The following is a 22,489-nucleotide window of genomic DNA, read 5'->3' on the forward strand; positions in this document are numbered from 1 at the left end:
GCCCGCATCCCGGGCACGGTGCTCCCCACGAATGCGCCTGTGGTCCCAAGCACTGACACCCGCCTGCCCTCGGCCTCCGGCGACAAACAGGGGGTCACCGCGCTTGGCGCCGTCCGCGGCGGCCCTGCGATCATGGGGGTATGGACATCCTCCGCAGGAACAACGTCACGGTCACCGGCAACCCACGAGGCCGGACGGTGGTGCTGGCCCACGGCTTCGGCTGTGACCAGAACATGTGGCGGCTGACCGTGCCCGCGCTGGAGCGGGAGCACCGCGTGGTCCTCTTCGACTATGTCGGCTCGGGCCGCTCGGACCTGTCCGCGTTCTCGGCGGAGCGCTACGGCTCCCTCGACGGTTACGCGCGGGACGTGGTGGAGGTGTGCGAAGCGCTCGATCTGCGCGACGCCGTGTTCGTGGGCCACTCGGTCAGCGCGATGATCGGCGTGCTGGCCGCCCGGCAGGTGCCCGAGCGCGTCGGGGCGCTGGTGATGGTCGCTCCGTCGCCGCGGTACATCGACGACGAGGAGTACCGGGGCGGGTTCAGCGAGAGCGACATCGAGGAGCTATTGGAGTCGCTGGAGGCGAACTACCTGGGCTGGTCGGCGGCGATGGCCCCGGTCATCATGGGCAACCCCGAGCGGCCCGAACTCGGTGACGAGCTCAAGAACAGTTTCTGCGCGACCGACCCGGAGATGGCGCGCGTCTTCGCCCGGACCACCTTCCTCTCGGACGCCCGCGACGCGCTCCGGGACGTACGGGTGCCGACGCTCATCCTGGAATGCACCCAGGACGCCATCGCTCCCCGGGAGGTCGGCGCCTACGTCCACCGGGCGATACCCGGCTCGACGCTGGTCACGCTGGAGGCGACCGGGCACTGCCCGCACCTGTCGGAGCCCGCGGCCACCAATGCGGCGATCATCGAGTTCCTGGCAGGTCAGCGGTGATGTGCCGGAACGGGTCGGGGGCCGGGGAGGCCGACGGCCGAACGGCATCCGACGCGACGTTCGCGGCGCTCCTGGAGGACAGCCACGAGGATCTGTACGACAACGCGCCGTGCGGCTACCTGTCCACGCTGATGGACGGCACGATCGTCAAGCTCAACGACACCCTGCTGGACTGGCTGGGGCTCGAACGGCAGGCGGTGGTGGGCCGGTTGCGCTTCACGGACCTCCTGCCCGTGGGCGGCCGGCTGTACCACGAGACGCACTTCGCGCCGCTGCTGCGGATGCGGGGCGAGATCAGCGGGGTGGCCCTCGAACTGAAGCGGGCCGACGGCGGCCGTCTGCCGGTGCTGGTCTCCGGTGTGGTCAAGTACGGCGGCACCGGAACGCCGCTCCTGACCCGCATCACCGTCTTCGACGCCACCGACCGGCGTGCGTACGAGGAGGAGCTGCTGCGCAGTCGCAGGGCGGCCGAGGAGTCCGCGCGGCAGGCCCGCGAGGACCGGGCCCGGCTGCAACAGGCGCTGGCGGTCCTTCAGCAGTCGCTGCTGCCGGCGTCGCTGCCGCGGATCCCCGGGATGGAGGCGGCCGCGTACTACCACACCGCCTCCCCCGACCGGCTCGGCGGCGACTTCTACGACGTCTTCCCGCTGGCGGACCGGCGCTTCGCCTTCTTCCTCGGTGACGTCTGCGGCAAGGGTCCCGAGGCGGCCTCGGTCACCTCCCTGACCCGGTACGCCCTGCGCGCCGCCGCTCTGCACGACCCCGACCCCGTGGCGGCTCTGACCACGCTCAACCAGGTCCTCCACGAGCGTTACTCGGGGGTCGACCCGCGCTTTTGCACCGCTGTCTTCGGTGTCCTCGATCCCGGCCCGGAGGCCGGGCACGTCACCGTCCGGCTCGCTTCCGGCGGACACCCGCCGGCTCTCGTCCTGCGGTCCGGCGGGCCGCCCGAGTTCCTGCACACCCCAGGCGGCCTGCTCGTCGGCGCCCTGCCGATCGCTCACTTCACCGCGGCGACCACCGTCCTCGCCCCGGGTGACACCCTGCTGCTCTACACCGACGGCGTCACCGAGGCCCGGACCGGTTCCGACCGCTCCGAGCTCTTCGGGGAGGAGGCGCTGCGCGACTTCGTCGCCGAGCACGCCGGTCCCGCCGAAGCACTGATCGCCGCGCTCAGCGGCCTGCTGAGCGGACTCGGCGACGGCCTCGACGACGACACCGCCTTGCTCGCGCTGGGTGTGCCCGCCTCCACCGCGACCCCGCCCGCGACGACGGAGAGTACGCCATGAGCCCGCTGCGGATCACCACCGAGGAGCACGCGGCCGGGCCCGTGCTGCGGATCGTCGGCGATCTCGACCACGACACCTCGCCCACACTGCGCGAACTGCTGCCGACGATCGCCCTGCGGCCGGGGCAACTCCTCGTCCTGGACCTGGCCGGGATGCCGTTCTGCGACTCCAGCGGCGTCAGCGCCCTGATCGCCGCCCACAACCACGCCGGCGCAGCCGGTGCCGGTATGGCGCTGGTCGCCGTCCCCGCCAACACCCTGCGCATCCTGCGCATCGTCGGCCTCGACCAGGTCTTCGCCCTCCACCCGGACGTCGCCGCGGCGACGCGGGCCGGCTGACGCGCGGTCCCCTACGACAGAGGGGTGGGCCCGGCCGTCCCAGGCCGGGCCCACCCCTTGGCACGCACGCCACCGCCCGTGGCGCGGTGCCGCTCAGGTGTCCGTGCGCGCTTGCCGCGCGGAGTCCTCAGACGGCGCGCCTCACCATCGGTACCAGCGGCCCTTGCGGCTGCCGTGTGCGGCGGGCCGGATCACGAAGCCGAGCAGCCACACCACGAGCACGATGATCGCGATCCACCACAGGGCCTTCAGCGCGAAACCCGCGCCGAAGAGGATCAGAGCCAGAAGAAGAACCAGAAGCAGGGGAACCATCGTTATCAACCTCCTGGCCCTCGTGTGCTCTTGGCGCCACCCGACAAACACACAATGGGTGCGTTACTTTCACGGGTTGCGGGGCATGCGGCCGCGCCGCGCCGTCAGCGCCCCAGCCGCCGCCGCGCGTCGAACCGGAGCAGTACCCGTACGACCCGCCACACGGCGGCCCCGCAGGCCGGCACGGCGCCCACGGTCAGGAGCACCTCCCGCGCGGATCGGGAGGCGTCGAGGACCAGGACGGGCACCAGGAACGCGGCGAACACGAGGGCGCCCAGCGCGGCGCCCGTGACCAGGGCGAACATGATCTCCACCGTCATGGCGTCCTTCTCCGCGCGCGATTCCCGCCCGCTGTCCATGGCGCCAGTCGTATCAAACGGGGAAGTAGCGCGTGAACGGATCGGGTGCGACGGCGAACAACCCGTCGAAGGGGCTGTCGAGTTGGTAGATGAGCAGCACGGTGAAGGTGATGAGGGCGGACAGGCCCATCACCATCACGACATGGGTGAAGCTGCGTTGCACACCGAACATGAACATGAAGGCGATGGTGAGGAGGCCACCGACGATCAGGCCGAACCAGATCGCCGGTGACAATCGCTGCGTGGCGTCGGACTCCCGGCCCCTGCGCGCCTCGTCCAGGGTGCTCAACTGGGCCAACGTCTCCTGTCCTGTCGCCTGCTGGGCCGGGGTGGCGTCCGCCGGGACCTGACTCGTCGCGCGCACCTCGCTCAGCAGGTGCCAGCCCGCGGGGCCCAGCGCGGCGCCCTCGGCCATGGCGGGCCACTCCGTGTGGACGACGTGCCGCGTGTACGTCTCGATCCGGTCCCGCATCCGGTCGCCCTGCTCGGCGGGCAGTCCGGCCGCGAGCAGATGGATCTGGTGCGCGGCGCTGGCCTCGGTGGCCGCGTGTTCCTCGGCGCCGGAGTGGGTGTCCCAGACCGTCACCAGGGCGAGGCCCAGGACGAGGGCGTACAGGACGCCGACCATCATGGAGATGTACTCGGCGACGTCCTCGCGCGGCTCGTCGTCCGGTCCGAGGGGCCAGAAGCGGTGTTTGACCAGGACGACCGCCGCGGCGAGCAGGGCGACGCCCAGGACGATGGCGAGGCTTTCGATCATCTGCGGGTCCTGTTCCGTGGGGGCGGGTCAGAGTCGGCGGGAGCCGAACACGGCGGCGGCGACGGCCGCGGGCAGCAGGACGAGGAACAGCGCGGTCAGCACGCCCAGGTCGGTGGGGCGGTGGTCCTCCCGGACGAAGCGCCTGAGCAGCGAGGGTCTCGACGCGGCCCGCTTCTGCGGATGCGCGGTCGGGGACTCGGCCGCCGACGGCACCGCGGCTGTCGGCACCGTGGGCGGCGGGACCGACGCCGGGGTCTTCGCGGCCCCTTTCCGGGTGCCGGGTACGGCAGGGTCGGCGCCCACACCGGGGACCGCTCCCCCGGGCCTGGACGAGCCCGGTGGTACGGCTCCGGGCGGCAGCGGGCCCGTGGTCGCGGCGCCGGGCGGTACGAGGCCCGGGGCCGCGACGCCCGGGGGTGGGGGCGTCAGGAGCAGCAGCGCGGCGACGGGTGGTGCGGGGCGCGGGTGCCGGGCGGGCGGTGGCGCGGGGTGCGGCTGCTTGCCGGGGGCCGCGGGCGCGGGGTGCTTCGGTGGCGGCGCGGGGGTGGCGTGTGCCGGGGCGCGGAGCGTGAAGCGTGCCGAGGCGTGCGCCGTGAGCCGCGGGGCCGGGGCCCGACCGCCGCGGGGGTCGAGGGTGCGGAGCAGGTCGCTGCCGTCGGCCCGCCCGCTGCTGAGGTAGGTGCCGGGGGTGCGCCGGACCACGGCCGTGCACACGGCGCGGGCGCCTGCGGCGAGGTGGGCGACGACAGGGCGCCCGCCCGGGCAGATGATCCGCTCGCGGGGCAGGGCCTGGTCGGTGAGCCGGACGCCGTGGAGCGGCCGGTTGCCGTGGTTGGCCAGGACGTAGTGGAGCCGTGCCCGGTCCTGGCCGGTGACGCGGGCCGTCTCGGTGAGGGTGAGGGTGGCGCCGACGCCGGTGTATCCGGAGCGGGCCGTGGCCCGGACGATCGCGCGCAGCCGTGCCTGTCCGGTGGCCTGCACGTCGCCGATCCAGGGGCCGGGGCGTGCGGGCCCGGTCGCCGTGCAGCGCGCCGAGCGCAGTCCTGCCAGCAGCGGCACCCGGCCGGGGCCGCCCGGGCAGCGGATCACGGCGCCCGGCATGCCGGGGTCCCGCACCCGCACCTCGTGCAGGTCGGCGCCGCCGCGGTTGACGAGGCGGTACGACTTGACGACGGGGGCGCCGGTCCTGATCCCGGGGCGCAGGGCGCCCAGGCCGGGCCGGGTGTTCACGGTGACGTCGAGGGTCAGCCCGCGGGTCCCGGCGCCGTCGGCGGCGGACGGTCCCGCGGCCGACCAGCAGCCCGCGGCGAGGAGGAGAGCCACCAGCAGCCACCGCGCCGACCGGTCCCCCCGCACATCCGCTCCTGCGATGATCACACCGGCAAGCTGCGCACAGTCACGCGCGGGGCGGCGCCCCGACACGCGCGCACGCGGGGTGATTCACCCGAGCGGCGGCCAGGTCCTGCCGAGCGACCCCGCGCCGGTTCTACTGCTGGAGGGGGACACGCCGGGCGCCGCACCTTCGTGGACGGTCCCGCCGACGCGCTCAGGAACGAGGTGGCGGGATGACAGCCCCGACAGCCGACATCGTCGTCGGCGGGCGGACGCCCGTACGACAGGAACCGCAGGCGCAGACCGACGCGGAGTTGCTGGTCGCGGCCTCGGTGCTGCTCGCGGACGCCGCGCTCGCGGCGCGGCGGACCGGCGCGGAACTGACCGCTGCCGCCGCGAGCTGGCGGGTCGGGCTCCAGGCGCTGCGGCGCCCCGGCTGGGCCCTGGGCACCGCGCTGTCGGCGGCCCGCGCGCTGTCGAACCCCGGCGGGCTCGGCCTCGCCGTCAACGGCGGGATGGTCGGTGAGACGGTCCGCTCGCTCGGCGCGGTGACGCGTCGGCGGCCCGCCTGCGTGGCGATGGCCGTGGACGCCTTCGCGCTGCGCATCGAGGCCGCGGCCCGCGAGCACCCGAACCTGGCGGCGCCGCTCGCCAAACGACTCACGGACGCCGTGGTCGCCGGACGCCGACTCGAAGTGCTGCGCGCCACAAGGGAGTTGGTCGATCTTCTCGGCGTCACCCGCACCCTCACCACGATCAGCCCCGTGATCATGGAGCTGCTGGCGCTCGCCGGGCTGCTGGACGAGAACCCGACCAACGACAGTTTCGCCTGGGTCACCCTGGCCGGAGGCGTGCCCGCCACCGACCCGCTCCTCGGTCTGCCCGCCGCGCTCATCCGGCACCTCAACCCGGGCGCGGGGCGCGCCGAGCGGACGGAGGCAGACGCGATGCTGGCCCGCGTCCTGGAGCGCTCGGGCAACGACATCGTCCGCTACATCGACGACATCTCCGCCCTCGGCAACCACGGTCTCGCCCTGCTGCGGAGCGTGGCCTGCGCGGACGGCACCCGGCGCCACGTCGTGCTGCTGCCGGGCACCAGCTTCGGGCGGCTGAGCAACAGCACCCCGCAGGACCTCGTCGGCGCGTTCGACGCGCTGCTGCGCACCGACACGACGTACAGCCGCTCCGTGAAGCAGATGCTGGTGCGGGCGGGGGTGCCGGAGGGCTCGGAGCTGATGATCGTCGGGCACAGCCTCGGCGGCATCACCGCCATGAACCTCGCCTGCGACCTCGACTTCGTGTCCACGTACCGGCTGACGCACGTGATCACGGTCGGCTCCCCCATCGACACCAAGCGCCCCGCCGACCCCACGACGCGGGTGGTCAGCCTCGTCAACCAGCACGACGTCATCCCGGGCCTCGACGGGCGCGGTCCCGCCTCCGCGAACGACATCCCGGCCGACTGGGTCGAGTTCTCCTGGCTGGACGAGACGTACGACTATCCGCTCTCCCACGCCCCGCAGGCGTACGCCGACACCCTGCGCAGCGGCGACGTCCCGCACCGCGCGAGCGTCAACGCGCTCATCACCCGCTACGACGGCGAGATCGTCGGCAACCAGCCCTATCTGCTGCGCGACAAGTGACGCCGCGAGGCCGAGCACACCCCGAGGGAGACCGGCGATGACCGCCAGTGACACCACGACCGCTCCACACCGGCCCGCGACGGCCTGGCCCCTGGAGAACGCGCTGATCAGCGCCGCGCTCGCGGCCCAGCGCGTCTCCTGGATCGACGCCCCCGCACGCAGCCTCGGCCTCAAGCCGTTCACGCGGCAGCACCTGACCCGGCAGGCCCTGGCCGGGCTGCGGCGCCGCACGTCGGGCCGGCCGACCCGGCTGCGCACCGCGTTCGGCACCTATCTGATGCCGTTGACCGCCGACGACGCCACCGGCCTGGTCGGCCGGGCCGAGGAGACCGGTGCGCGCGGCACCGTCACCGCCCTGACCGCCGAGGGCCGCCGTCTGCGCCTGACACCCCACGCCCCGCTGCCCGTCCCCCTCGGCGCGCTGCGCGACGAGGTGCGGGCGGCGGCCGAGGAGACAGCCGCCGCGATCCACGCCGCACGGCACACGGACGGGAGTCTCGCCCGCGCCGACTGGTGCGCCCTCGCCGCGCGCTGCGCCCGCCGGATCGTCCTCGGCGCCGACGCCGCCGCCGACAGTCTCGTCAGCGCCATCCTGGACGTCGCCGCCAGGGCCGAGGACCCCACCGAGTACACGGGGCGCGTGGCCGCGCTGCGGCGCCGCCTGGACCCGTACGTCCATGGCGCGCAGCGGAGCGGAGTTCTCACGGCCGGGCTCGCCGCCGGTGACGCGGACGCGGTGGTCGAGCACGCCCTGGAGACCGTGACGCGCGCCCTCACCGACACGGCGGCGCAGGCCCTCGCCCTGGTGAGCGTGGACCCGCCGCTACCGGCCGACGACCGCATCGAGCGGTCGGTGGGCGAGGCGCTGCGCCGCTATCCGCCGCTGGCCGCCACGGTGCACCAGGTGCTCGCCCCGTTCACCTGGCACGGTCTGGACGTCGAGGCGGGCACCGACCTCCTGTGCGCGACCGCCTGGCTGCGCGACCTGGACGAGGCGCGGGGCCACGGCGCCGGGGGCGCGTCGGCGTCCCTGTGCGCGGCACCCGCTCCCTGCGGCGCGGCCGAACTCGCCGCCCTCGCCGCCACCGAACTCGTCCGCGCCCTCGTCCGGCACGCCGAACCGGTCGTCCTCGCCCCGCACCTCGGCGCCGACGCGCTCCCCGCCGAGCTGCCCGCCGCCTCACTCCGCCTCGCCCTCGCGGACGCCGACCACACGCCGGACCGCACCGCCGCCCGCCCCACGGCCGACGGGAGCGGGCCGCTCGCCGCCGGACAGAGCGCCGCCCGCTACGCCACCCTCGTCGCGGCCGGGGCCCGGAGCCTGGACGAGCACGCCCGCAGGCTCGCCGACTGCGCACGTCAGTCCGGCTGGAACCACGACGCGTTCGGCGAACACTGCCGGATGACGCTGCTGGCCCACGCCCGGCGCTGCGCCCGCGCCGCGGCCGACGCGCGCCGGGCCGCCGACTGGCTGGCCAACTGAGCCCGCGGGCCACGCTCCCGGCCACTCACCAGAACGGTGAGGGCCGGCGGTCGCGGTCCCGGTCGACCATGCCCTGGACGGTGAACCAGACCTCGTCGCAGAGCCGCCGCGCCGCGGCCGAGCGGTCGGCGTAGGAGGCGGCCGGGGCCGGGGCCGGGATCGGCTCGCCGATGCTGACGCGCCACTTCGTCGGCAGCGGCAGCGCCGTCGTCACGGGGAAGTACGGCAGGCGCAACCGGCGGGCCAGCGCCCGGACCTCGCCCAGCTTGGGGTACGCCTCCTCGGCGCCGACGATCGACACGGGCACCACCGGGGCGCCGGTCCGCATCGCGGTGGCGGCGAAGCCCGGGCTGAAGGGCCGCAGCCGGTAGCGCTGCGAGAACGGTTTGCCGACCCCGTCGAGCCCTTCGGGGAAGACGGCGACGAGTTGCCCCGCTTCCAGCCGGTCCCGGCCCAGGGTCGGATCGTCGGTGAAGGCGTGGTGCCGGCGGGCGTAGGCGGCGAGCGGGGGCAGCCGGAAGGCCACCTCGGAGGCGTAGAAGTGGACGGGCCGGCGCAGCTCGCGGTGGAGCAGTTTGTGCAGGACGAACGCGTCGAGTCCCCAGGCGCCCGAGTGGTTGGCGATCAGGAGCGCGGGCCCGCGGCGCGCCAGGTGCTCCAGGCCCGACACCTCGACGCGGAAGTAGTCGTCGGCCAGCCAGCGCAGGACGCCGTCGACCAGTTCCGCACCGGCCTCGTCCCGTGGTCGCTCCATCGCTTCGGTCACAAGATCCCACTTTCTGCTGAAAATGGGGCGGCGCAAGACTAAAGGTGCCATTGAGGTGGTCTCTCTCCCTTGCGCCCGACCGCCGGGCGGCGTTCAGGGAAAGGCCCGCCATGAGTGTCTCTGCGTCCTCCGCGTCCTCCGCGACCGCGGATCTGATCACCGGCCTGCTCGTCGACCGGTTCGAGGTCGACCCGGCCGCCGTGCGGGCCGATGCCCGGATGACCGACCTGCTCGCCGACTCGCTGATGGTCGTCGAGATGGCCATCACGCTCAAGGACGAACTGGGTGTCAGCGCCACCGAGGAAGAACTGCGGGAGTTGACGTTCGCCGAGTTCTCCGCCCGCGTCGACGAGCGCCGCGCCGGATGACGCGGGACGCCGGTGTCGTGGTGACGGGGCTCGGCCTCGTCACCTCGGCCGGGCCCGACACGGAGAGCACCTGGGCCGCGGTCCGTGAGGGCCGCGTCACCGCGCGGCCCGACCCCGAGCTGCGGGACCTGGCCACGTCCCTGAGCTGCCGCGTCGACGACGTGCCCGCGCCGCGTCCGCGGCTGCCCCGAGCCGCGCACCTCGATCCCGCCGCCCGGATGGGTCTGGCCGCCGTCGCCCAGGCCCTGGACACCGCCAAGCTCGATCCCGCCGCGTGGGACCCGGCACGCGTCGCCGTCGTCACCGGGTGCTCCGTCGGCGGGGTGCACACCCAGCGGGCCGCCGCGACGCGGTTCGCCGCCGACGGCCCGGCCAGTGTCTCCCCGTACTTCCTGACGGGCTATCTGCCCAACATGGTGTGCGCGACCGTCGCCCTGCACCTCGGGGCGTGCGGGCCGACGTTGAACGTGGCGACCGCCTGCGCCTCGGGGGCCACCGCGATCGGCACCGCCCGCGACCTGCTCGCCTCCGACCAGTGCGACATCGCCGTGGTCTGCGGCGCCGACGCGAGCGTCACCCCGCTCATCGTGACCGGCTTCGCCCAGCTCCGAGCGCTGTCCGATGTCGCCTCGCGCCCGTTCGACCGGGCCCGCGACGGCTTCGTCATCGCCGAGGGCGCGGGCGCCCTGGTCCTGGAACGGCCCGCGCACGCGGCGGCCCGCTCGGCGCCCCGGCTCGCCCGGATCGCCGGGTACGGGGCGAGCAGCGACGCCCACCATCTCGTGGCCCCGCACCCCGAGGGGCGCCATGCCGAGCGGGCCCTGCGCGCCGCGCTCGCCGAGGCCGGGATCGCCCCCGGCGACGTGGACCATGTGAACGCGCACGGCACGTCCACCCTCCGGGGCGACGCGATGGAGGCGGCGGTCCTCGCCCGGGTCCTCCCCCACCGGCCGCCCGTCACCTCCGCCAAGGGCGCGCTCGGCCACTCCCTCGGCGCGGCCGGCGCGATCGAGGCGGCCCTGACGGTCCTCGCCCTGCGCGCGGACGTCGTCCCGCCCACGGCGGGCCTGACCGACCAGGACCCGGCGCTCGACATCGACGTGGTCGCCGGCCGGGCCCGGCCGGTCTCCTCGGCGTTCGCGGTCAGCAACTCCTTCGGCTTCGGCGGCCACAACGCGGTGGTGGTCGTGGCCCGCGACTGAGCCGACGGGGCGGCTCACCGGATCAGCGGATCACCGCCGAGGCGGGGTCAGGCGGCGGTCGGGGCCGCGGCGGCGACGCCGCGCCGCGTGTCCTCGGCGATGAGGTCGAGGTTGATCGCCGCCGCCGCCATGAGACCGGCGGCGGCCGAGCCGATGACGGTCTCCGTGAGGCTGGTGACGTTGCCCGCCGCGTACACGCCCTCCGTACTCGTCGCTCCCTGCGGGGTCGTCACCACGTGCTCCCCGGCGACCTGCCCGAACAGGCGCAGCTCCGTGGTCTCGACGTCCAGTCCGGCCAGCCCCTCCAGGCGGGCGGTGAAGCGCGGGGCGACCACCAGGTGGCTCACCTCCGGGCACCGGCCGTCGGCCAGGACGACGCCGCGCAGCCGGTCGTCCCGCACGTCGAGGCGTACCGCCTCCCCCTCCACCACGCGCACGTTCCGCGCGGCGAGGCGTGCGCGCGCCGTGTCGTCCAGTGGCGGCCCGACATGGGTGAACAGGGTGATGTCCTCGCTCCACTGGCTCCACAGCAGCGCCTGCTCGACGCCGACCGGGCCGGTCGCCAGGATGCCGATGGCCTGATCACGCACCTCCCAGCCGTGGCAGTAGGGGCAGTGGAGCACGTCCCGCGCCCAGCGCTCGGCGATCCCTGGCACGTCGGGGAGTTCGTCGACCAGGCCGGTGGCCAGGAGCAGGCGGCGTCCGCGCACGACGGTGCCGTTGTCGAGCGAGACCGCGAAGTGCCCGTCCCCGGCACGCTCGGCGGCGACGACGGACGCCTGGACCGTGCGCGTGCCGAAGCGCGCCACCTCCTGCCGCGCGAGAGCGAGGAAGTCGGCGGGCGCGATGCCCTCGTGGCCCAGGTAGTTGTGCATGCTGTGGGCGGGGGCGTTGCGCTGCTGCCCGGCGTCGACGAGCAGTACGGTGCGTCGGGCGCGGCCCAGGGTGAGCGCCGCGTTCAGGCCCGCGGCGCCTCCCCCGACCACGACGACGTCGTAGCCCGGCTCCTGCTGTCCCGCGGCCGCCCGCGGTTCGGTGTCGTACGTGTCCTGCGTGTGTTCCATGGTGTTCCCTTCGCTCGGCGGTGATCTTGCGGGCGGCCGACGGCGAAACCCAAGGCACCTTGCCGACCTGGCAAGATGCGGGTGTGAACCACCATGAACAGGAGGAGGTGCTGCGCTCGGTCGGGGCGCGTCTGCGGACCCTGCGGCAGCAGCGGAACGCGACGCTGGACGACATCAGCGAGCGCAGCGGTATCTCCCCGAGCACGCTGTCGCGGCTGGAGTCCGGGCAGCGCAAGTACACCCTCGACCTGCTGCTGCCGCTCTCGGCCGTCTACGGCCTGCCGCTCGACGAACTGGTCGGCGCCCCGCCGACCGGCGATCCGCGCCTCCACCTGCGCCCCGTCGCCGTGCCCGGGCAACAGCAGACGGTCCTTCCGCTGGTCCGCCACCACGGCGGCCCCCACGCGCACAAGCACGTGCTGCCACCGGGCACGACGACCGCATCGGGACAGGGACCGCACACGCATCAGGGGCACAGTTGGGTCTACGTCCTGCACGGGCGGCTGCGCATCACCGCCGGGACCCGGCAGATCGTCCTGACCGCCGGGGAGGCCACGGAGTTCGACACCCGCCTGCCCCACGCGCTGGCCAACGCGGGCGAGCAGGCCGTCGAGTTCCTGAGTCTCTTCGGCGCCCAGGGCGAACGGATGCGCGTACTCACGTCGTGGGAGGAGGTCCCCGGGTAGGCGGGGACCCGCGTGGCAGCGGCTTGCCGGGCATGGAGAAACGCCGCGCTCCTCAAAGGGGGGCGCGGCGTTTTCGGCGTCCAGAAGCGTCCTAGTACATGGCGTAGCTATTCCTTCATGCCGATCGCCTCCACCGGACGGGCCCGCAGCATCAGCCGTGCGGGCAGCATCGCGCCCGCCACCGCCAGTGCGGCCGTGGAGCCGAGGATCGCCAGCCAGCCAAGCAGCGGGGCGGCCGGGGCGGGGCCGCCGGTCAGGGCTGTCGCGACGAGGACCAGCGGCGGCAGTGCCAGCGCCACGCCCACCACGGCGCCGATGGCGACCACCGTCAGGCTCTCGCGCCGCATCATGGCGAGCACCTGGGAGCGGTTGGTGCCGGTCAGTCGCAGGAGGGCGAACTCCCGCCTGCGGGCGGCGGTGTTCATGGCCTGCGTGTTGACGACCGTGATGGCGGTGTAGGCGATGATCAGGCCGACCACCAGGTAGTTCACCCAGGCGGTCGCCCGCTGCTCCTCGACCTGGGCGTCGGCCGCCAGGCCCTGGCTGAGCACCGTGCCCGGATAGTCGCGCGCCAGTGCGGACAGCTTCCGGCCGGTGTCCGCCGAGCCGGGCGCCGACCGGACCAGGACGGACCGGTCGACGGCCTCCGTGGTGTGGGCCAGCAGCAGATCGTGGTCGAAGGTGAGGTCGGCGAAGCCGAAGCCGCGGCCGTACACGGCGATCACCTTGCCGTCGAAGGCCGTGCCGTCCCCCAGGTGCAGGTGTGCCCGGTCGCCGACGTCGAGGCCCAGCCACGAGGCCGCCGTCGTGCTGAGGGCCACCGTGTCACGCTTCAGTGCGGACAGGTCACCCTCGCGCGCGTCCAGGTCGAGGGTGTCCGTGAGCGCTCGCGGCTCGACGCCCTGGGCGCTCAGTGACACGGTCTCCTCCTCCCCGAGCAGGGAGCCCACGCCGACGGCCTTGGAGCGCACCAAGCCGGTCGCGGCGGTGACGCCGGGCAACTCCGCCGCCCTGCGCGCCAGTTGGGGGGAGACACCTGCCGGGGCGGTCAGCACGTGGTCGGCGACGGTGCCGGAGCGGATCTGGTCGGTCGACTCGCGCAACTGGGTGGTCTGCGTGAAGACGACGGTCGCGGCGAACGAGACGGCGAGGATCAGCGGCGTGACGGCTCCGGCTGTCCGGATCGCCCCGGCGCGGGAGTTGGCCGCGGCGAGCCAGCCGGTGACGCCGGTCCGGTTCAGCAGCGGTGCCAGCAGCCGGATCGCCGTACGGGTCAGCAGCGGGCCGAGCACGGCGGCGGCGACGGCGAGCAGCAGGACCAGGGAGTTGGCGAGTCCCACGAGGGTCATGAAGTCGGCCCGGTAGCCGAGGCCCAGGCCGAAGACGGACACGGCCAGGGCGAGCAGCACACCGCCGGTGACGAGGCGTCCCCGGCCGAGGCGGGCGGGCTCGGACGCCGCTTCCCCCAGGGCTTCGGTGGGGCGGATGCGGGCCGCGCGCCGGGCGGCGACGAAGGCGGCCACGACGGCGGTGACGACGGTCGCGACGACGGCGGCCAGGAACGGGAGTGGGCCGAGCACCGGCCGGAAGTCCGGCGGGACGATGCCGCGGCCCGCGAACTCGGAGCTGAGCCAGTACACGACGCCGGCCCCCAGCGGGCAGCCGAGGACACCCGCGGCCAGGCCCGCCACGGCCGACTCGGCGCCGATCATGCCGTGCAGTTGGCGCGGTGTGGTGCCGATGGCCCGCAGCAGCGCCAGTTCGCGACGGCGGTGGCGTACCGCGAGGGAGGTCGTGGCGCAGAGCACGAACACGGCCACCAGCAGGACGTTCCCTCCGATGCCGGTGGCGAGTTCGACCACGTTGGCGGCGCCGACGGCGATGTCGGTGAACTCGGCCCGGCCGCGGTCGTCGCCCGCGTACACGGTGACGGACCGCTGCTTCCTCAAGGCGTGCTCGATGTCCGAGGCGACGTCGGACGGTGCGGCTCCCGCGGCGGTCAGCACACCGAAGGCGTACACGCCGCGTACGGTGTCGGGCGCGAGGCGGTCGAGGACGGTGTCGGCGGCGAACAGGACGGACTGCCGGGGTGCGCGGTCGTCGTCGAGTGCGACGATCCCTGCCACCTCGAAGGTGACGGGGGTGGAGGTCGCCATGAGGCGTACCGACGAGCCGATCCGCAGGCCGGAGCGGGCGGCGAGGTCGGAGTCGAGCACCACCTCGTGCGCGCCGCGCGGCTGGTGGCCCGCGGTGAGGCGGAAGCCGCCCAGGGAGCGGCTCGCCCAGGTGTGCAGTTGCGGCGAGGCGCCGTTGTGCCCGGTCACCGCCCGGTCCCCGGCGAGGAGCCGGACCGCCGTGCCGCGGTCCGGTACCACGGAGGCGACACCGTCGACCGCGGCGATGTCGTCGGCGAGGGCCGCGGGCAGTACGAGACGTTCGGGCAGCGGCTGGGAGCTGCGGTAGGTGGAGCCGTCGGCGGACTTCACGTCGAGTTCCGCGCTCTGCCGCCCCGCGACGATCAGCGGCGCGTTCGCGTAGCGCTCGGGCGGCAGGGCGGAGCGCAGCCCGGACTCCAGGAGCACTCCGCAGGCGCTGATCACGGCCGCCGCCATCAGCAGGGCGAGGAAGGTCGCGGCGAACGGGCCCTTGCGGGCGCGGAGCGTCGTGAGGGCGAGGCGCAGCATCAGCGGGTCCTCCGCAGCTCGGACATCACGCGCTTGACCTGGTCCGCGGAGGGCCGGTCCACGCGGTGCACCACGCGTCCGGCGTCGAGGAAGACGACCCGGTCGGTGTGCTGGGCCGCCACCGGGTCGTGGGTGACCATCACCACGGTCTGGTGCAGGTCGGTGACCGCCTGCCGGAGCAGGTACAGGATGTCCTGGGCGGTGTCGGGGTCGAGCGCGCCGGTGGGTTCGTCGGCGAAGACGACCTCGGGCCGGGTGATCAGGGCGCGCGCGATGGCCACCCGCTGCTGCTGCCCGCCGGACAGTTCGGCGGGCCGGCGGCGCAGCAGACCGGCCAGTCCGACCCCGGCCGCGACGCTGTCGACCGATCCGCTGTCGGCCGCGGTACCGGCCAGGCGCAGCGGCAGGGTGATGTTCTGCTCCACGGTGAGGGACGGCAGCAGGTTGAAGGCCTGGAAGACGAAGCCGATACGGGTCCTGCGGTACTCGGTGAGCCGGCTCTCGCTCAGTTCGGCCAGGTCCTGGCCGCCGAGCTGCACGGTTCCCGAGGTGGGCCGGTCGAGGCCGGCCGCGCACTGGAGGAAGGTGCTCTTGCCCGAGCCCGACGGTCCCATGACGGCGGTGAAGGTGGCGGGCCGGATGCCGATGCTGACGTCGTCGAGGGCCACGGCCCCCGAGACGCCGTCGCCGTAGCGCTTGGTGACCTGGGTCAGTCGTACCGCGGTCGCGGTGCTGACCGCGGTGGTGTCGGGGGTGGTGCGGGCCGGTGACTTCCGGCTGCGTGCTCTGAGCATGAGTGGCCCTCGTCGAGTGCTGCGGTGAGTGATGACTCCAGTCCATCCGCGACAAGGCGCCGGTTCCTCCGCCCTCGTGTCGAATCCCCGCCTCCGCCCGGTGGCGGAGGCGGGGCGGGCTCTCCGCCGCCCGGACGAGGGGGCGGGCGGCCTGTCGCGAAGGAGTGCGCGTCGTCTCCTCCCTGAGGAGGGGGCAGCAGGGAGGAGGAGCCGCGAGCGGCGTCCACCCTGTGGGTGGCGGCGCGGGGAAGAACACACTTTAAAGTTGAATGATGAAGGTGACAGGCTTCTTGGCAGGTCGCGGCATACCGGCCGCGGTGACGGACGCCGTGCTGGCCGTCCTGGCCGCGGCGGGCTGTCTCGCCCTGCCGACGGTGATCCCGGCGGACGGCCAGGACCTGCGGGCGCCGGACACCCGGTGGTTCGTCCTCGTGCTGCTGGTCGCGCTGCCGCTGGCGGCGCACCGTCTGCTGCCGCTGGGCAGTCTGCTGGTGACGGCGGCGGCGGCGAGCACGGTGCAGGCGCTGACGTACGTTCCCCAGCTCTCGGGAGCGCAGGGCACCTCGATCGGTCCGACGTACCTGGCCGTCGCCACGGCGGTGTTCCTCACGGCCGTGCGCCGCGGGCCCTGGATCACCACGGTCGTCGCGGGCGTGTTCATCCCGCTCGACTCCCTGGTGGAAGGGTTCATCGCGCCCCCGGGGCACCGGATCGCCACGTTCCTGACCCAGGCGGTCCTGCTGCTGGCGGCCTGGGCCCTGGGGCGCCTCGCGAGGGCGCGGGCCGCGATCCGGGACGACGCCGTGGAGCGCGCGGCCGCGCTCGAACGCGAACAGTCGGCGAACGCCCGGGCGGCGGTGATGCACGAGCGGGCCCGCATCGCCCGGGAGCTGCACGACATCGTCGCCCACAACGTGAGCCTCATGGTCGTGCAGACCATCGCCGCCGACCGGATTCAGGACCGCTCCCCGGAGAAGGCCCACGAGCTGCACGCGACGGTCGAGCAGACCGGCCGGGACACCGTCACCGAGTTGCGCCGGCTCCTGGACGTCCTGCGGACCGATGAGGAGGCCGGGGCCGATCCTTCCAAGGAGCCGCCGCAGCCGACGGTGGACGCCCTGCCCGCGCTGATCGGCTCCGTGCGGGACACGGGCCTGGACGTCGACTACGGGGTGACGGGCACGCCGCTGCCCCTGCCGGCCGGAACGCACCTGACGGCCTACCGGATCGTGCAGGAAGCGCTGACCAATACGATGAAGCACGCCGGTCCGACCCACACCCAGGTGCGGCTCATCTGGGAGGACGGACCACAGCGCCTCACGATCCGGGTCTGCGACGACGGTCCGGCCGCGACCGTACCGGCGGCCCGGACCCCGGTCACGCCCGCCAACGGCACCGGCCACGGCCTGGTCGGTATGCGGGAACGGATCGCCGCCGTCGGTGGCACCCTGCACACCGGTACGCGGCCCGGCGGCGGCTACTGCGTGCACGCCGTCCTGGATCTGGCCTGACCCGACCGCACCATGACGAAGGAAGCGAACCGTATGCGGCGCATCACCGTTCTGCTGGCTGACGACCAGCCCATGATCCGGACAGGTTTCCGGCTCATCCTGGAGGCGGAAGGGGACATCGAGGTCGTCGCGGAGGCGTCCGACGGCCAGGAGGCGGTCACGGAGACCGAGCGGTTGACGCCCGACGTCGTCCTCATGGACATCCGGATGCCGAACATGGACGGCGTCGAGGCCACCCGGCTGATCGCCGACTCCGCTCCGGCCAGTCGCGTCATCATCCTCACCACCTTCGACCTGGACGCCCACGTCGTGGACGCGCTACGGGCGGGGGCGAGCGGCTTCCTGGTGAAGGACGGCCCCGCCGACTCCCTGGTGGAGGCGATCCGGACGGTGGCCACGGGCGACGCCGTCCTCGCTCCGCGCGTCACGCGCCGCCTCCTCGACCGGTTCGCCGCGATGCCGTCGGAGTCCGCGCCCGCGGTGCCGCCCCGGCTCGACGCGCTCACGGCCCGCGAACTCGACGTGCTGCGCGCTCTGGCGCGCGGCCTGTCGAACGCGGAGGTCGGCCGGGAACTGGGCATCGGAGAGACGACCGTGAAATCCCACGTCGCCCGCATTCTGGAGAAGTTCCAGTTGCGCGACCGCGTACAGGCGGTGGTCCTGGCCTACGACTGCGGACTGGTGACACCCCGCACGGCGCCCTGACGGAACAGGACCGGACAGTAATGGGGCAGCCCCTCGTCCGGAATTGCGCTGCCGGGCCCGAGATGATGGAGACATTCCCCAAGGACGTCTGCATCTAAGGCATCGGCATGCCCCTCACCGAACTCCGCGAATTTAAGGAAGATTTCTCTCCGACGAGAATCGGGAAAGCTTTCCCGTCCATACCGTCATCTCGCTCCGGCGTGACCTGACGGCGGTTTCGCCGCGCTCGATGCGCAGTCAGCAGGTACGGCCCGCGCTGAGTCACACCTGGGGCTCGGAATCGGCTTGTGCGGCGCTGATGGGAAGCAAAGGCGCGGCGTTGGCCGTCCTGGACGTGCCCGATCCGCGAGGGGCCCCGGATCCGGAGCGGCGCGTGCGGGCGCTCAGCAACATCGCCTCCCTGATGGTCCTCGCCCCCGACCGCACGGACTGCGTGGCCTGCTGCGGGCGGACGCCGCCGACGTCGTCCCCCGGGGCACGCCCCCACGGAACGCGCCGGCCGGATCGCCGCGGAACGCAGGTGGGTGGAGACGCGATCCGGACGCCGGCACCCGGCCGCGCCCGCCCGCGCCCGCACGTCGGAGGCGGATCGCCGACGGACCGGGGCGCCGATGACGGCCGACGGACCGGCGCGTCGGCTCTCACTCCGACACGTACCCCTGCGTCTCCCAGAGCCAGATGCGTTCCCTGACCACGTCGACGCCTCGCGCGAGGTACCGGCGATAGGTGCTGAAGGCCATGTTGAGCCGGCGCGCCACCGCCTCCTGGGTGAGCGACGACTGGAAGGTCATGGTCAGCACGGGATGGAGGTGCTGCGTACGGGGGTTGGCCTCCAGCCGTGCGACGGCCTTGCCGAGCACGTCCCGCAAAGCCGTCACCGGGTCCTGCGCGCCGTACGTCTCCACGAGGCGGCAGCGCAGCAACGGGTTGAGGGCGAGCCCGTCGGGATCGAGCCAGTTGCGCAGAGCGTCGCGGACGGCGGCGTCCGACTCCTCGCGCGTCAGTACCGGCGCCGCCGCCCTCGGTTCGTCGGCCGGCCTGCCGGGAGGCCCGCTCAGCAGCCGCTCGTCGATGCCGTCGGCCCACTCCTCCACGCGCACGGCGCGCCAGTCGTGGCAGAACAGCCCCACGTCCCCCTCGCCGCGGCCGGACGGCTGGTACATGCCCATGTAGGTCATCAGCGGTTCCCAGAACTCGGCGTCGGCGAGGACGACGCAGGACCAGGCGCAGTGCTTGGCCCGCAGGAGTTCGAAGATGATCCGCATGTGGACCAGGTCCCAGGAGCGGGAGGGGCGGTGGTGGGTGGCGCGGTGCACCATGAAGCGGGCGACGGCCAGGTGCTCGCCGTGGCGGGGCGGTGCCGTGGCGCGGACGGCGTCCCACGCCTCCGCGACGACGGGGTCGGTCCGCCGCAGGGCCGCGTCGACGGTGCCGACACGCAACCAGGCCATGAAACCGAGCAGTTCGTCGGAGCTGTAGCGGCGGTGCACCCGGAAGGCCTCGGGCTGCCGGTCGAGCCAGTACTCGACGATCCGCGCGCTCTCCTCCCCCTCCATTTCGCGGGCCATGGCGATCAGTTCGGGGACGTCCTCGGGGCGTGCGACGTCCTCGTAGGCACCGCTCTCCTCGCGGCTGCCGTGGAACTTCCGGATCCAAGGAGCCCTGGAGATGATGTAGTTGTAGGCGCCCGTCGCCCTGAGCGCCTCGTCCTCGGGCGCGTTGCGGATGCGCTCCACGAGATGACGGCGCACCGCGCGGTGCATGGCCTTGTAGCGGCCCGGGTCCCGCCAGCGGAAGTCACTGTCCAGCGAGTCACGGATGACGTCGTGCGGGTAGACGCCGAACCGGCCGGACCGGACGAACGGAAGCTGGCGCAGCCACGCGAACAACTCCGTCGCGTCCTCCTCCGGCAGGACGGCTCTGAGCAGGTCCTCCGTGGTGTCCAGGGCGTGGCCGCAGACCTCGAGCGCGCGGCGGTGGGCGGGGGAAGGGAGTTCACCGACCAGGTGGGAGAGCAGTTGCTCCACGACCGTGCGGGAGGGCGCCCACTCGACGCTGTCCGCGGGGTCGTGGACGGCGACCTCGGCGGCCATCCGCAGTGCGAGCGGGTTGCCGCCCGCGAAGGCGAGGAGTTCACCGTGCGCGGCGGGATCGGCGCCTTGCCCCGCGAGCAGGGCAGCGGCTTCGGCGGGCCCCAGCTCGGTGAGCGGGACCACCGTCATCAGGCTGCTCCACCCGAGGTCGGCCCGCCACAGGGGGCTCGGGGGAAGCCGTCCCGCGAGGACCACGAGCGCGCCCTCGGGCAGCCGCGGCAGGAACCGGTCGCGTATCCACTCCTCCATGTCCCGGCAGCGCTCGAACCCGTCCACCAGGAGGACGGAGTCGCTACGGGCGAAGACCGCCGCGGCCGCCTGCTCGAAGGCGGTCGGCGAGGGGTAGATCGTGCGGGTGTCCACGGACACGACCGGCCTGTCGACGGCGCGCGCCTCGGCGGCGTACCGCTGGAGGAGCGCGCTCTTGCCTATGCCGCCCGGTCCGTGCAACGCGATGACCATCGGCGCGGACGGTTCGCCCCGCAGCGCCCCGCGGAAGAGACCTATCTCCTCCTCGCGCCCGACGAAGTTGTGCATCCTCGCCGAGGCGAGCCTGTCGGCGAGCCGGCCGCCCCGGTCCCGGACGGGCGGGTGGTCCTCTTCACCGGCGGAGCGGGAGGCGGATTCTTCCGGCGCCATTCCGTTTCTTTCCTCTCTAGAAATGCACCGCGCTGGGCCGACTTCGCCATCGACGGTTAGCTCATAAGTTACTTCATCGCTGAATCAACTGGTTGCGCGATGCGCCCCGTTGAGGTTTGTCTCACATCGCGTGAATGGTCGGTCGCGGCGGGGGCCCAATTCCACCCGGCACAACGGAAGTCGGGGCGCGCGCGTGGGCAGAATTGAGCGGAGTTGAGCAGTCGCCGGGGCGCCGGACGGGCGGCGGGCGCCCGCATGATGGAACGACGAGGTCCGGAACAGGCCGAGCGGTCTGCGACGGCCGGACTCGTACGGGCCCTGCCGCGTCCCGGGCCCCCTGTTCTCTCTGCTGAAGGTGTTCCATGCGCATCCTGTTCTCCGGCACGCCGGCCTACGGCCACCTGCTGCCGCTGCTCCCCCTGGAAAGAGCGGCCCGACAGGCCGGTCACACCACCGCGTTCCTGACCCACGCCTCCCTCGGCGAGGTGGTGGCCCCGGCTCCCGTCCTCGGCGCGGGCGCGACGCTCGAGGAGACCCTGGGCGAGTTCCAGCGGCGTACGGGCAAGAACGCCGCCACCGACATGAGTCCGGCCACCGCGGGCGAGTTCTTCGGCGGGACCCGTGTCGACCTCGGCGCGGACGAGGCCCTGGCGGCGGCCCGGGACTTCGCCCCTGACCTGGTGATAGCGGAGACCGCGGACTTCCTCGGCCCGCTCGTGGCCTCGCAGTCGGGCGTGGCGTGGGCCTCCCACGGTGTGGGCATCGCCCTGGAGGCCCCCTTGGCCGAGGCGATGTGGGCGACGGCCGCCGCCCGTGCGGCCGGACGGGGCGTCACGCTCGCCCGGCCCGTGACCTCGGTCGACCCCTGGCCCGACTGCCTCCAGCGCGACGACTGGGAGCCGGCGGCGGACCGCGTCACCATTCGGCCCGAGGCCCACGAGTCCGAGACCGGTACGGACTGGCAGGTGCCGTCCTTCCCCGGCCGTGAGCACCTGCCCCGGGTCCTCGTGACCCTGGGCACGATCATCGACGACGCCGACGCGCTCACCCGGATCGTCACCTCGCTCACCAAGCACGACGTGAACGTCGTGGTCGCCCTTCCGCCGTCGGCCGAGGGAGACAGGCTTCCCGTCGACGGAGCCGGTGACGGCGTGCACGTGACCGGGTTCGTGCCCATGGGGCTGCTGCTCCGGGGTGTCGACGCGGTCGTCTCCTCCGGCGGCGCCGGAACGGTGCTCTCGGTGCTCGGTGACGGCATCCCGATGGTGATCTGGCCCATGGGCCTCGACAAGCCCCTGAACGCCGAACGGGCCGCCGCGCTGGGTGCCGCGGAGGTCATCGGCGCGGCGGACGAGGCCGGTGACGCGGTCGCCCGGGTGCTGGACCAGCCGTCGTTCCGCACCGCCGCCGGGGCCGCCGCCCGGAACATCGCCGCGATGACTCCGGCTCCCGAAGTCCTGGCGCTGCTGACCGAGCGCCGGGGCTGAGCCCTTCACAAGCTGAGCCGGAAAGAGGAA

General features: G+C 73.7%; 20 protein-coding genes. 11 read left to right on the forward strand and 9 right to left on the reverse strand.

Annotated features, from left to right (window positions below; translation table 11 throughout):
• Positions 1-140 precede the first annotated feature (140 nt).
• From ACIRF8_RS19740 to ACIRF8_RS19750, 3 genes are read left to right on the forward strand one after another with little or no spacing between them, the layout of a single operon-like run.
• Complete coding sequence (locus ACIRF8_RS19740) at positions 141-944, forward strand: alpha/beta fold hydrolase (RefSeq protein ID WP_404216564.1); 804 nt, start codon at positions 141-143, stop codon at positions 942-944.
• Complete coding sequence (locus tag ACIRF8_RS19745; RefSeq protein ID WP_404216566.1) at positions 944-2,233, forward strand: PP2C family protein-serine/threonine phosphatase; 1,290 nt, start codon at positions 944-946, stop codon at positions 2,231-2,233. The genes ACIRF8_RS19740 and ACIRF8_RS19745 overlap by 1 nt, the downstream gene beginning before the upstream one ends.
• The gene (locus ACIRF8_RS19750) at positions 2,230-2,571 is read left to right on the forward strand and encodes an STAS domain-containing protein (RefSeq protein ID WP_404216568.1); all 342 of its coding nucleotides are present in this window, start codon (positions 2,230-2,232) and stop codon (positions 2,569-2,571) included. Before ACIRF8_RS19745 ends, ACIRF8_RS19750 begins: the two co-directional genes overlap by 4 nt.
• 141 nt (positions 2,572-2,712) lie before the next feature.
• Here ACIRF8_RS19750 and ACIRF8_RS19755 read toward each other — a convergent pair whose 3' ends face one another.
• From ACIRF8_RS19755 to ACIRF8_RS19770, 4 genes are all read right to left on the reverse strand, one after another.
• Entirely contained in the window at positions 2,713-2,883 is a 171-nt protein-coding gene (locus ACIRF8_RS19755; protein ID WP_404216570.1) for a hydrophobic protein, read from the reverse strand.
• A 104-nt stretch (positions 2,884-2,987) separates the two neighbouring features.
• On the reverse strand, positions 2,988-3,242 hold the full coding sequence (locus tag ACIRF8_RS19760) for a DUF6332 family protein (RefSeq protein ID WP_404216572.1): 255 nt from the start codon (positions 3,240-3,242) through the stop codon (positions 2,988-2,990).
• A gap of 13 nt (positions 3,243-3,255) precedes the next feature.
• Positions 3,256-4,002, reverse strand: a complete 747-nt coding sequence (locus ACIRF8_RS19765; RefSeq protein WP_404216574.1) for a DUF4239 domain-containing protein — start codon at positions 4,000-4,002, stop codon at positions 3,256-3,258.
• Between the two features lie 27 nt (positions 4,003-4,029).
• Positions 4,030-5,379 carry a hypothetical protein gene (locus tag ACIRF8_RS19770; protein ID WP_404216576.1) on the reverse strand — a complete coding sequence of 450 codons (1,350 nt, stop codon included), beginning with the start codon at positions 5,377-5,379 and terminating at the stop codon, positions 4,030-4,032.
• Positions 5,380-5,567: 188 nt separating this feature from the next.
• Between ACIRF8_RS19770 and ACIRF8_RS19775 the strand changes: the two genes are divergently transcribed.
• Positions 5,568-6,977, forward strand: coding sequence for a hypothetical protein (locus ACIRF8_RS19775; protein ID WP_404216578.1), 1,410 nt, complete (start codon positions 5,568-5,570; stop codon positions 6,975-6,977).
• A gap of 37 nt (positions 6,978-7,014) precedes the next feature.
• Positions 7,015-8,460 (forward strand): hypothetical protein, encoded by a 1,446-nt coding sequence (locus ACIRF8_RS19780; RefSeq protein WP_404216580.1) that lies wholly within the window; start codon positions 7,015-7,017, stop codon positions 8,458-8,460.
• Between the two features lie 25 nt (positions 8,461-8,485).
• On the opposite strand, the gene ACIRF8_RS19785 is transcribed toward ACIRF8_RS19780, so the two are convergent.
• Positions 8,486-9,226, reverse strand: a complete 741-nt coding sequence (locus ACIRF8_RS19785; protein WP_404216582.1) for a 1-acyl-sn-glycerol-3-phosphate acyltransferase — start codon at positions 9,224-9,226, stop codon at positions 8,486-8,488.
• Positions 9,227-9,336: 110 nt separating this feature from the next.
• On the opposite strand from ACIRF8_RS19785, the gene ACIRF8_RS19790 reads away from it, so the two are divergent.
• Both ACIRF8_RS19790 and ACIRF8_RS19795 read left to right on the forward strand, forming a co-directional pair.
• Positions 9,337-9,594 carry an acyl carrier protein gene (locus tag ACIRF8_RS19790; RefSeq protein ID WP_404216585.1) on the forward strand — a complete coding sequence of 86 codons (258 nt, stop codon included), beginning with the start codon at positions 9,337-9,339 and terminating at the stop codon, positions 9,592-9,594.
• Positions 9,591-10,796 carry a beta-ketoacyl-[acyl-carrier-protein] synthase family protein gene (locus ACIRF8_RS19795; protein WP_404216587.1) on the forward strand — a complete coding sequence of 402 codons (1,206 nt, stop codon included), beginning with the start codon at positions 9,591-9,593 and terminating at the stop codon, positions 10,794-10,796. Before ACIRF8_RS19790 ends, ACIRF8_RS19795 begins: the two co-directional genes overlap by 4 nt.
• A gap of 47 nt (positions 10,797-10,843) precedes the next feature.
• On the opposite strand, the gene ACIRF8_RS19800 is transcribed toward ACIRF8_RS19795, so the two are convergent.
• On the reverse strand, positions 10,844-11,860 hold the full coding sequence (locus tag ACIRF8_RS19800; protein WP_404216589.1) for an NAD(P)/FAD-dependent oxidoreductase: 1,017 nt from the start codon (positions 11,858-11,860) through the stop codon (positions 10,844-10,846).
• An 83-nt stretch (positions 11,861-11,943) separates the two neighbouring features.
• Between ACIRF8_RS19800 and ACIRF8_RS19805 the strand changes: the two genes are divergently transcribed.
• A complete protein-coding gene (locus ACIRF8_RS19805) occupies positions 11,944-12,546 on the forward strand; it encodes a helix-turn-helix domain-containing protein (RefSeq protein WP_404216591.1) in 603 nt (200 codons plus the stop codon).
• A gap of 107 nt (positions 12,547-12,653) precedes the next feature.
• Here the strand turns inward: ACIRF8_RS19805 and ACIRF8_RS19810 are convergent, their stop codons facing one another.
• The gene (locus tag ACIRF8_RS19810) at positions 12,654-15,230 is read right to left on the reverse strand and encodes an FtsX-like permease family protein (protein ID WP_404216593.1); all 2,577 of its coding nucleotides are present in this window, start codon (positions 15,228-15,230) and stop codon (positions 12,654-12,656) included.
• Positions 15,230-16,024 carry an ABC transporter ATP-binding protein gene (locus ACIRF8_RS19815; protein ID WP_404216595.1) on the reverse strand — a complete coding sequence of 265 codons (795 nt, stop codon included), beginning with the start codon at positions 16,022-16,024 and terminating at the stop codon, positions 15,230-15,232. The genes ACIRF8_RS19810 and ACIRF8_RS19815 overlap by 1 nt, the downstream gene beginning before the upstream one ends.
• A gap of 278 nt (positions 16,025-16,302) precedes the next feature.
• On the opposite strand from ACIRF8_RS19815, the gene ACIRF8_RS19820 reads away from it, so the two are divergent.
• Positions 16,303-17,535 carry a sensor histidine kinase gene (locus ACIRF8_RS19820; protein ID WP_404216597.1) on the forward strand — a complete coding sequence of 411 codons (1,233 nt, stop codon included), beginning with the start codon at positions 16,303-16,305 and terminating at the stop codon, positions 17,533-17,535.
• Between the two features lie 33 nt (positions 17,536-17,568).
• Positions 17,569-18,240, forward strand: a complete 672-nt coding sequence (locus ACIRF8_RS19825) for a response regulator (RefSeq protein WP_404216599.1) — start codon at positions 17,569-17,571, stop codon at positions 18,238-18,240.
• A gap of 641 nt (positions 18,241-18,881) precedes the next feature.
• Here the strand turns inward: ACIRF8_RS19825 and ACIRF8_RS19830 are convergent.
• Positions 18,882-20,972, reverse strand: a complete 2,091-nt coding sequence (locus ACIRF8_RS19830) for an ATP-binding protein (RefSeq protein WP_404216602.1) — start codon at positions 20,970-20,972, stop codon at positions 18,882-18,884.
• 362 nt (positions 20,973-21,334) lie between these two features.
• On the opposite strand from ACIRF8_RS19830, the gene ACIRF8_RS19835 reads away from it, so the two are divergent.
• Positions 21,335-22,459 (forward strand): glycosyltransferase, encoded by a 1,125-nt coding sequence (locus ACIRF8_RS19835; RefSeq protein ID WP_404216604.1) that lies wholly within the window; start codon positions 21,335-21,337, stop codon positions 22,457-22,459.
• Positions 22,460-22,489: the final 30 nt, after the last annotated feature.

The organism is Streptomyces sp. NPDC102406 (assembly GCF_044765725.1).
GTDB lineage: Bacteria > Actinomycetota > Actinomycetes > Streptomycetales > Streptomycetaceae > Streptomyces.